General features: G+C 66.5%; 7 protein-coding genes and 3 pseudogenes. 3 read left to right on the forward strand and 7 right to left on the reverse strand.

Annotation, left to right across the window (positions count from 1 at the left end; translation table 11 throughout):
- Positions 1 to 181: hypothetical protein (locus ACH4UM_RS41365; RefSeq protein ID WP_398191724.1), on the reverse strand; the 181-nt coding region annotated here is incomplete at its 3' end.
- 570 nt (positions 182 to 751) lie between these two features.
- Positions 752 to 1308, reverse strand: a pseudogene (locus ACH4UM_RS41370) (transposase); the annotation flags it as partial.
- Positions 1309 to 1626: 318 nt separating this feature from the next.
- Here ACH4UM_RS41370 and ACH4UM_RS41375 point away from each other — a divergent pair.
- Entirely contained in the window at positions 1627 to 2025 is a 399-nt protein-coding gene (locus tag ACH4UM_RS41375; RefSeq protein ID WP_398191727.1) for a LysR family transcriptional regulator, read from the forward strand.
- Positions 2026 to 2610: 585 nt separating this feature from the next.
- Here ACH4UM_RS41375 and ACH4UM_RS41380 read toward each other — a convergent pair.
- Genes ACH4UM_RS41380 through ACH4UM_RS41395 form a run of 4 tightly spaced genes read right to left on the reverse strand, consistent with a single transcriptional unit; the run spans position 2611 to position 6485 of the window.
- The gene (locus tag ACH4UM_RS41380; protein ID WP_398191730.1) at positions 2611 to 3267 is read right to left on the reverse strand and encodes a GTP-binding protein; all 657 of its coding nucleotides are present in this window, start codon (positions 3265 to 3267) and stop codon (positions 2611 to 2613) included.
- Entirely contained in the window at positions 3248 to 3640 is a 393-nt protein-coding gene (locus ACH4UM_RS41385) for a DUF742 domain-containing protein (RefSeq protein WP_398191733.1), read from the reverse strand. Before ACH4UM_RS41385 ends, ACH4UM_RS41380 begins: the two co-directional genes overlap by 20 nt.
- Positions 3637 to 4107, reverse strand: a complete 471-nt coding sequence (locus tag ACH4UM_RS41390) for a roadblock/LC7 domain-containing protein (protein ID WP_398191737.1) — start codon at positions 4105 to 4107, stop codon at positions 3637 to 3639. The genes ACH4UM_RS41385 and ACH4UM_RS41390 overlap by 4 nt, the downstream gene beginning before the upstream one ends.
- Positions 4104 to 6485 (reverse strand): nitrate- and nitrite sensing domain-containing protein, encoded by a 2382-nt coding sequence (locus tag ACH4UM_RS41395; RefSeq protein ID WP_398191740.1) that lies wholly within the window; start codon positions 6483 to 6485, stop codon positions 4104 to 4106. The genes ACH4UM_RS41390 and ACH4UM_RS41395 overlap by 4 nt, the downstream gene beginning before the upstream one ends.
- Positions 6486 to 7498: 1013 nt before the next feature.
- On the opposite strand from ACH4UM_RS41395, the pseudogene ACH4UM_RS41400 reads away from it, so the two are divergent.
- Positions 7499 to 7909, forward strand: a pseudogene (locus ACH4UM_RS41400) (transposase); the annotation flags it as partial.
- Entirely contained in the window at positions 7864 to 8010 is a 147-nt protein-coding gene (locus ACH4UM_RS41405; RefSeq protein WP_398191743.1) for a hypothetical protein, read from the forward strand. The pseudogene ACH4UM_RS41400 and the gene ACH4UM_RS41405, both read left to right, overlap by 46 nt.
- Positions 8011 to 8200: 190 nt before the next feature.
- On the opposite strand, the pseudogene ACH4UM_RS41410 reads toward ACH4UM_RS41405, so the two are convergent.
- Positions 8201 to 10212 (reverse strand): annotated as a pseudogene (locus tag ACH4UM_RS41410) (hypothetical protein); the annotation flags it as partial.

Consider the following 10212-nt stretch of genomic DNA (forward strand, 5'->3'; position numbering starts at 1 on the left):
GCGGGAGCGCCTGATTGGCATTCGCGTTCGGATGGGTCAGGGCGATGTCGGACGAGCGGACCACGTTCGGAACGTCGACGTGGAATGCGCCGTTGTTCCACGCCGTCTGCGTGACAGTGGCTGAAGCTCCGCTCGCGCCGATGGTGACGAGCGACGACGCACAGACGGTGGCCGCCAGCATCAGCCGGACAGCCTTGGACCGTCGCCTGCGGCGACCTCTAGTGATTCTCCCCAGTGGATTGCCACAGCGTTTTACGACCATGAACGTCTCCAGATCAATCGATTGACTAGTTACGCTACGACTGTTCTCATGCCTGGTGTCAGTCGGATAGATGCAGTTCGCCCCGGGTACGGCATCAAGCAACGACCACAGCTTCCCCGCACTGCCGGTCGGGGTCCCAAGGTTGTGGTCAATCGTTTGAGTGGCTTTTGAATCCCCACGGGTCGAGGGGATGGTGCACCGCGCGTTGGAGGAATAGGCGTCCACGAGGAAGTGGCCCGCAGGAACTGGACTGGTCGGATGGTAGGTGTTGGCGCCCGTGCGGAGCTAGGGTTGCGCCGCAGGTTTCTACGTCCCATGGCGCCGCCACTCGGCGCGCGGCCAACTCGGCTCCACAACACGAGCGCCGACACACGCAAAGGCATCACGGACTCTCGTCTCCGCTGCCGGACAGCGGTCAAGCCCGTCCCCGACATCCTCACAGTCCCACACCAAGACCATGACCCGGTCCGCAACTTGGGGATCTTCAGGTCCAGGCGAGGCGGTCGGAGCGGCGAAGGCCCAGAGGTAACCGGCGTGATTGAGCCGGTCGTTCTTCATCCACCCTCTGGTGATGGACGACTTCTTGCCCGAGGCTCTGGTGATCGGTGAAGTGCCGGCGTATGCCTTCAGCCCGCGGGCGTCGGCGAGGCGCCGGTGGTCGTCCCCGATCTCAGCGAGCACCCGCGCTCCGATTTGGACACCGAGACCGGGAAGACTGCAGATCACGTCGGCGTCCGGGTGCTGAGGGAAGGCCTCGGCAACGGACGACGGGCGTGCATGTCCGTGCGCAGGATGTTCGCAAGAACCAGGGCGTCGCCCTGATCGGACTTCTTGCGGGAGACGCCGTGCCGGTCGCGATAGCGAGCTGCCGCAAGGGGGTTGACGGCGAAGACCTGACGTTTGCCAGTGCGAGGTACGGCGGCAAGCAGGCCGCGGGACGTCTCGATAGCGACCGGTATCGGGTCCCCCTCGGTGTCGCCGCACTCGGTGAGCAGGCCCAGCAGAACCCGATAGCCGACCGCATCGTCCGTGCTGTGCCGCTTGGCCCTGCCCTGCGCTGGTCGGCACCGTCCCTGGCCCGCACGTTCCGCAATACCTCCGATTGCACCCTCCGCAGCGGAGCGCCTTCCCCTGCATCGTGAGTATTCAGCCGCCCCGGCGAAGGGTCCCGGCCACCAGGGGGCAAGGTTGCCCGACCGGTCGACGGCATTGGTGCAGGTACCTGGAACAGGTATCGAAACAGGTAGTTTGCGCCCTACCGGAATATGCCGCTGTCAACCATCCTGAGCTGCCACGGCGCGCCAGCCGCGCTTGCCCCGTTTCTTCCCTCCTGCCCGCCACTGGGTTGTTTTGGAGTGCCCCGGATGACTCTGAACCTGCAGCAGTTGATGATCTTCACTCAGGTCATCGATTCCGGTGGCTTCTCGGCAGCTGCCCGACGGCTCTTCATGAGCCAGTCGGCGGTCTCCAAGCAGGTCCGGAACCTGGAAAGCGCCGTACGGGCCACTCTCGTCGACCGCTCCGGCCCGGCAGCACGGCCGACACCCGCCGGTGCGGTCCTCCTCATCCGGGCCCGGGAAATCCTCGCCATGGCCGATCAGGCCTTCAATGCCGTACAGGGTGCTTCGCAGTCACTGACGTCACACCCCGACGAGTGGTCGTCGCCCACAGACGCGACCACCCATTGTCCGCCGCGGAACATGTCACGCTCCTGCGTTCGGCGTTTGCTCTGTGACCAGTCCAGTTTGCCGAGGTATCCATGATCTGTCCTGACTGCCAGCAGCCCACGATCCCTGCTGCCATACCGGCACATGGGATTGCCCTCGCAGACGCACAGCGCTTCTTCGCAGGGGGTGGTGATCCGCACATATGGGGCTGCTTCAACTCTTCCATCCGCTGGTTCGTGACCTTGTCGGTGCAAACGGCGGGGGGGCTGCCCGGTTCCCAGATCTTCGTCGTCGCTGCCTGCAGTGCTGACGTGGCCGTGGCCGTGGCTCTCGCTCGAGCCGCGCTGCCCGATGCTGAGCGCCGCCGCCGTGGCGCCGCCTTGCAGGAGAGTGCTGCGGTCGTCGAACCATGGCGCAGCGTCGACGATCTCCTCCGGGCCGGATGGTGACGGGTTCTGTTCACGAGCCCGGACGGGCCGCAGTCTCCTTGATCGGCCGACCGAGTGCGATCAGCTCCACGGCGTCCGCTCTCCTTCACCGGCGCAGCGACGCCCAGACGGTGGTTCGCCGTTTGGCGTGCTGCGCCGCCGTGACGCCGTGACGCCGTGACGCCGTGACGCCGTGCTCACGATGAGCCGAGCCGCGTCCGCGAGCAATGAAGGAGAGATCGAATCTTGAGCGTCACATGGTGCTGATCGTGCCCGGCAGCGCGGCGACCGGGTGACCCGGGAGCGGCGCCGGGCCGGACATCAGAAGCTCGATCAGGGCCAGCAACAGGTCGCGGCTCACCTGGCGCTGCCGGAGATCGCCCATGACGATGGGGGTGTGCGGGTCGAGGTCGAGTGCCTCCCGGACCTCGGGCTCGGTGCGGTCCTGGCGTCCGTCGAAGCAGTTGACGCCGACGACGAACGGGACGCCGCGGCTCTCGAAGAAGTCGATCGACGCGAAACTGCTCTCCAACCGCCGGGTGTCCACGAGGACGACGGCGCCGAGCGTCCCATGCACCAGGTCATTCCACATGAACCAGAAGCGTTCCTGGCCGGGTGTGCCGAAGAGGTACAGCACGAGTTGGGCGCTCACGGTGATCCGGCCGAAGTCCAGGGCCACCGTCGTGGTGCTCTTCTGGTCCACCCCATCGATGTCGTCCACACCGACACCCGCGACGGTCAGGTGTTCCTCGGTGTTCAGGGGCACGATCTCGCTCACGGCACCGACCATGGTGGTCTTGCCCACACCGAATCCGCCCGCGATGAGTATTTTCACTGCTGCCGGAGCCTGGGCCGCAGTGGAGTGGGGCGCGTGTGCCCCGACCTGGTCGTCAGAGTCTGAGTAGGCCATCTTTCACCGCCTGGAGAAGTGTCATGTCCGCTCCCTGGCCCACCGCGACCGGTAGCGGTGGCCGGGCCGTCACCCTGACGAGCGTGATCAGATCGGAGACAAGGATCTTCGTAACCGCCACGGGCAGGTTCAGCCCGGCGGCGACCTCGGCGAGAGCCACCGGGGTGCGGCACTGCCGGAGGATCAGCTTGTGTTCGGGTTGCAGGCCACGGGTCGAGGGCTCCTCACCGGGCGGGACGACTGTCGCGATCACGGTGATGAGGGTGAGGTCGTCCCGGGCCGAGGTCGTGCGCCCCTGGGTGATCGTGTACGGCCTGACAAAGCTCTGCTCCGCGTACTCGTCGTCCGGTGCCGCGTCCGCCCAGTGGCTCACTCACGTCCTCCCCCACTCTCGGCGTCGGCGGAGCGGCGGGACGCCGATCCCTCGGCATCGCCCGGCACCACACGGACCTCGGTGCCCAGGCGTTGCCCGACCTGCTGCACGAGGGTGTGCATCGCCACGGACATCACCTCGGCGTCCACCTCCTGGTCCGCCACGACCGCCAGGTGCGTGCCCCGTCCGGCGGAGCTGACGAAGAGCCAGAGTTCGCGGAGCTCGATGATGACCTGATGGACCGGTCCGCCGCCGAAGACCTCACCGACTCCGCGGGCCAGGCTCTGCTGGCCGGTGGCGATGGCGGCCAGGCGTTCCGCGTCGACCCGGTCGATACTGCTGGACTGGCTGACCACCAGGCCGTCGTCGGACAGCACGATGGCGTTCCTGGTGCCCGGCACCTGGTCGACCAAGCGGTCGAGCAGCCAGTCGAGGTCGGAGTCGGTGGCAGTGGTTCGCAGAGTCATCGTCTGTCTTCCTTGCGGGTCCCGTCGTGGCCCGGTGACGGTTGAGTGGGCTGTTGACCGGAATCGGGCCCGAGCCGGGCTATCCGGGACTGGCGCTGGAAGGCGCCGACGGCGGCACCGGAGCGGCGCGGCAACGGCTCCGTCTCCGTCGCCGTCTCCGTCTCCGTCGCCGAGGTCTCAACGCGCGACTTCTCAGCGGACGCCCAGGAAGGACGGCGAAGTTCGGCGGCCAGACTGGCCTGCCGTACCCGGCGGGGCAGCGGGCCCGAACTCGCCGTCGGGGGCACGGCCGTGGCGTGGGCCGACGGTTTGGTCCTGGGGCCGGTGACCGGGCGCGTGGACGCCTCCTGGTCGCCGGGCTGCGGTTGTGGTTGGAGTTGCGGCTGAGGCTGAGGCTCCGGCCACGAAGCCCCAGGATCGCCGTCCTGCCCGGAGCGGGGCGCGCCGATGATCACGCGTTGCGCCGGGACAGCGCCGTTCGGCGGCTCCGAGCGCGGCCTCCCGTCGGAAATCAGCACTGCCGGCACCAGGACGACCACCCGGGTGCCTCCGAACGACGAGGGCCGCAGCTCCACGTTCAACCCCAGGTTGACGGACAGCCGGGCCACGACGTACAGGCCGAGGCGGGCGTCGTCGGCGTGGGACATCACGTCCATGCGGGGTGGGTCGGTCATCAGGCGGTTGGCCTCGGCGTACTGCTCGGGGTCCATGCCCATGCCGCGGTCCTCGATCTCGACCGCGACGCCGCGGCCCACCCGGGACGCGGACACCTCCACCGGAGTCGGCGGTCTGGAGAACGACACCGCGTTCTCCATCAGTTCGGCCAGTACGTGCACCATGGGACCGACCGCGCGCTCGGACAGCCAGATCTCGCCCTCGGTGTCGATCCGGATACGCCGGTAGTCCTGCACCTCGCCCTGCGCGGAGCGCAGCACGTCCAGCAGCAGCACGGGATTGTGCCAGCGCCGCTGGGGCTGACCGCCACCGAGAATGACCAGGTTCTCCTCGTAGCGCCGCAGTCGGGCGGCCAGGTGGTCGACGTCGAAGAGTCCTTCCAGGACCTCGGGGTCCTCGTGCTGCCGTTGCATCTCGCTGAGACGTTTCATCTGCATGCCGATCAGCAACTGGGTGCGTCTGGCGATGCGCTGCAGCAGGCGCTCGAAGCCGCGGTACTGCTCGACCTGCCGCACGACTGTCTCCAGGGCACCGCTGCGGGCCTGGTTGAGAGCCTGGCCGAGCATGCCCAGTTCGTCGTTGCCGTAACGGACCTCGGGCAGTTCGGCATCCGTGTCGACCGTCTCGCCCTGCCGCAGCCGCTCCACCATGTCGGGCAGCCGGGTCTGCAGCTTCAGCGCCGCGGAGCGGAGTCCGAGGATGCGGCGGCGCAGGACTCCGGTGAGCCGCAGCGAGATCAGGAAGACCAGTAGTACGGCTGCGGCACCCACGGAGCTGTTGACGACCAGGTCAGTCATCATGGCGCTCAGTTTGTCGTCGACGGCGCTGACGAGGTACTCGGAGTACGCGCCACTGACCTGCAGCAGCTGGGGTGTTATCGCACCGTAGCTCTGCTGCCACTCCTTGCCGAGCCGTGCGGACACCGGGGTCCGGCCATTCCTCCCGGGGCTCTCGGCGTTCAGAGCCGTCTGCTCGATCCCGGTCTTCTGCTTCCAGGCCGCGCCGGACAGAACACGCTGGTACGTCTTGGAGTACGTGCCGGGCAGCCGCGGTATGACCTTGTCCTCGTAGATGTGCTGCTGGCTGCCGATCACCTCGGCGAGTTGGAGGCGCTGCGCACTGGTGAAGCGACCGCTCGCCGCTCCAGCGGTGAAGATCGCACTCTCGCGCGAGAGCATCTCCTGGCCCCATTGCGCGTCGAGTATCGGCCTGGTGAGGGCGGTGACCTCGCCGATGCCGACCGTGGTGAAGTCCTCGAGCAACTGCATGTCCGAGGCGATGACACCGGTGTAGCTGTCGAACGTCTGCTCCTGGGTGGCGTGCCGCTTGTCCACCGCGTCCCGGTACTCGGGCAGTCGCTCCAGACCCCGACTGACCTGCTGGAAACTCTTGGTGAGACCGGCCGGAACTGAGTCGGACAGTGCTTCGAAGCCCTGGACAGACCGGTCGGTGAGCTCACGTTGCTTGGCCAGACTCGACGGACCGGCCTTGGGGTCGGCGAGTGCCGCCGCGCTCAGTTGCCGCTCTGCCTGCAATTGGTAGAAGACGGTGGCGATCGGCTGCCCGAGCCGCTTGCCCGCGTTGTTGCGGTCGTGAAAACTCTTCCAGTTGCCGTAGAGCTGAGCCGAGTTCATCGCCCACAGGGCGACCGTGGCGATGATGGGAACCAGGGCCAGGATGAGCAGGGTCGTACGCAGCGACAACCCGCGCTTCGGAACCGTCTCCTGGCCGCCCTGCCGACGTTCCGCTTCTTGGCTTGTCTGCTGCTTTGCCGCTTGCGCATGAAATATCACAGAAGTCCCCGGCATGATAGTGATGGCGGATTGGTCCGAAATGGGGTCCACGCCATGTCAGGGGAAGCCTGGCTCAACGCACAATTGATCTCAATAGTTTGACCATTCAAGTTGGCACTGGCGGTTCGGGGAACAAACATGCACGTATCGTGATGAGGGGGGTCCGGGTGCACCCGCTCCCCGGAATCGACGTCGAATGACATCTCGCCGGGGCGGGACCGGCTATCGCCTGGAGGATCGGGGTGGTCGAGCGGCACAGCCGGTTGTCCCTCGGCGTTGCGGGCGGATCGAGGACTGCCAAGCGGCCGGACGCGTCGGCGATGGCCCTGATCACGCGGCGGCTCCGGCCAAGCTGACCGGCACCCGGCACCCATCAGAAAGGGTGTCGCCGGTACCCGGGGAGGAGTTGAGGGCGACGCTGCTCGGTCTCAACCAGCCCGAGGTTCCGTACGTCATCCGTTACGGCGGCGGTGAGCAGTGCGACCTGCTGGCAGAGTGGCGGTCGACGGAGCCCGCCTGGCGGCAGATCTTCGTCCAGTCCCAGATCAGTCACGCTGTGCGGATCCGGATGCGGCTGGACCGCAAGGAGCACGAGGTGCGCGCTCTCGAGGAACAGTGGGAGCTCAGCCGGGTCGGAATTCCGACGAGGCTCCGGGTGAGGTCGAAATACACGCGCGGGCCGAGTCGGACCGTCAGCCGCGAGTGGACCATCGGACGCCGGGTCAGCGGTCACCCAGCCTCGCGCTTTCATGAAGCGGGCTGTCCGGTAGGCGGTCACACAAACAGAAAGGGCCTTTGAACAGCAAGGACGAGGATTTTCGAGGTACTTGTTCCCGCTGAATCCAGAGGTACTTTCCAGGTGAACAAGCCTGCCGGCTCCTATCCCCATGTCCGCGTCCAGGGGGACGGCCGGGCCGTGGTGTGACCGGGCTCCGGATGCCGGCGGGCAGGTGACCGTGGACCCGGACGGAGTGCTGGTGCTCGCCCACTCGGACAAGCAGGACGCCGCCCCGACTTGGAAGAAGACCTACGGCCACCACCCGCTGATGGGGTTCGTCGACCACGGCCCTGGAGGAACCGGCGAACCAGTCGCGGCCCTCCTCCGCCCCGGCAACGCGGGCTCGAACACGGCCGCCGCCCACATCACCGCCATCCGCCTCGCCCTGGCCCAACCACCGAAGAACTACCGGCGGGGCCGGCAGACTCTGATCCGCTGTGATTCCGCGGGCGGGACCCATGAGCGCGGTCCCCGGCCAGCCCGGCCCCTCGCCTACGAACGTTGGCGGACGTGTTCGCCTACACCGGGGCCGAGGGCATCGAGCTCCGCCTGGACGCCACCGAAATCCAGGTCTGCCGGCCCATTGCCGGAGTCGGCGAAGCCACCGTCGGTGTTGCCGTCGACGGTGGCTTCGCCGTGGTGGGGCTTTCGCCGTGATGGGGTTGACGTCGTTGTGGAGGGCGGAGGACTGGGCCGCTGTCTGACCTTGCGTCACCAGGTTCCCACGAACCGCTCCGGCACCCCGAACGTCCCGGCCCCCTTGAGGGTGCAGTGCTGGTGCGCCGCCCGACCAGGGGCGAGTCGACCGTGCGGATCAGCACACCAGCACTGCGCGGTATTTCCGGGATTACGATATGACCTTCAGCGCGTCGAGGGTCATGTAGGTGCCGTCGACCTTCGTCACCTTTATCGTATGGCTCCCAGACGTCAGGCCACGCACGCTCGCGCAGGCCTGCTGATATGCCGCGGTTGTGGCCGAGCAGTCAAAGGTCTGGTCCGCTCCCCCGTCGATCGAGACGTGGACATGGCCGCGGTTGCTGTACTCCGCCGTGATGAAGTCGACACCGGTGCCAGTGAAGGTGTAACTGAACGAGTCACCATTGGTGGTGGCGACGTACTGGGTACCGTTGAAGTAGTTGCTGCTGCTGAGGCCGGACTGGGCCGACCAGCTGCTCCCGGTGTAGGCGATGTTCCCGGCCGTGTCATCCACCATGTCGTTGGTGACCTTCAGCGCGTCGAGGGTCATGTAGGTGCCGTCGACCTTCGTCACCTTTATCGTATGGCTCCCATACGCCAGGTCACGCACGCTCGCGCAGGCCTGCTGATATTTCACGGTTGTGGACGAGCAGTCGAAGGTCTGGTCCGCTCCCCCGTCGATCGAGACGTGAACATGGCCGCGGTTGCTGGCCTCCGCCGTGATGAAGTCGACACCGGTGCCAGTGAAGGTGTACGTGAACGAGTCACCATTGGTGGTGGCGACGTACTGCGTACCGTTGAAGTAGTTGCTGCCGAGGCCGGACTGGGCCGACCAGCTGCTCCCGGAGTAGTCGATATTCCCGGTGTCATCCACCATGTCATTGGTGACCTTCAGCCCGTCGAGGGTCATGTAGCTGCCGTCGACCTTCGTCACCTTTATCGTATGGCTCCCATACGCCAAGTCACGCACGCTCGCGCAGGCCTGCTGATATGCGGTGGTTGTGGACGAGCAGTTGAAGGTCTGGTCCGCTCCCCCGTCGATCGAGACGTGGACATGGCCGCGGTTGCTGGCCTCCGCCGTGATGAAGTCGACACCGGTGCCAGTGAAGGTGTACGTGAACGAGTCACCATTGGTGGTGGCGACGTTCTGGGTACCGTTGAAGTAGTTGCTGCCGAGGCCGGACTGGGCCGACCAGCTGCTCCCGGTGTAGGTGATTCCCGAGTCCGTGTCATCCACTATGTTGTTACTGGGGGTGAGCCCAATGGAGATCTGGCTCGAACCCGTGCCGATTGTGCGGGCGGTCGTGGCGGGGGTGCCGGTGACGGCCTGGTAGGTCAGGCTCGAGGTGGGCGCCGCGGTCTGCTCGATGAGGTAGTTGGTGCCGGCGGTCACCGGAACGGTGAGTGTCGCCGCCGAGGTCGGGGCGACGACCACGGCGCCGGTGCCGGCGTTGATCACCTGCACCTGCTGGCCGGGCCAGGGGCTGCGCACCGTGTAGGTGGTGCTGGTCTTGGCTTCGATGCCGACCGTGGACGGGACGCCGCTGCGGACCTGGACGTCGACCTTCGCTCCGCCGAGGATGTAGACCGATCCGTCGACGTTCCAGTCTGATGGCCATGCGGGAGCGATGCGGACGGTGCCGTCGTAGCTCTGCACGAGCGCTTCGTTGGTGCTGGCCGCGACGGTGGCGCTCTGTTCGAGGTCGCCTTCGTACGCCGTGTTGTACTGGCTCATGCCGTTGATCAACGACTGCAAGTTTGTGGTCAGCGTCTTGGTGTTGGATTCGAAGTCGCTGGCCCTTCCCAGGCGGGCGGCGTCCATCGCGTCGAACGACCAGACTTCGGCATCGGTGAACGGCCGGTGATCGAACGTACGCTTGGCCAGGTTTGTGATGGTGTTGCTGCCGGCAGGGTCATCGCCGATCTGGCCAAAAGGCCACACCGGCTCCAGGTTGATGTTCTCCACGTTGTGGATCTGTGCGGTCGGGTCGTAGGAAAGGGCGATGATGTCAGTGCCGGCGGCGTCCGCGGTTGCTGCCTGGGCGCTGGTCAGCACCGTGGACGTGTCGGAGAGGTTGACACGCGGGTAGTCCGGAATCTGCGACTCCGCCGAGGTCAGTTGGCTCACGAGTGCCGAGTCCGTCTGCTGGTTTTGCGCTGCTG

The organism is Streptomyces sp. NPDC020801 (assembly GCF_044334385.1).
Lineage (GTDB): Bacteria > Actinomycetota > Actinomycetes > Streptomycetales > Streptomycetaceae > Streptomyces.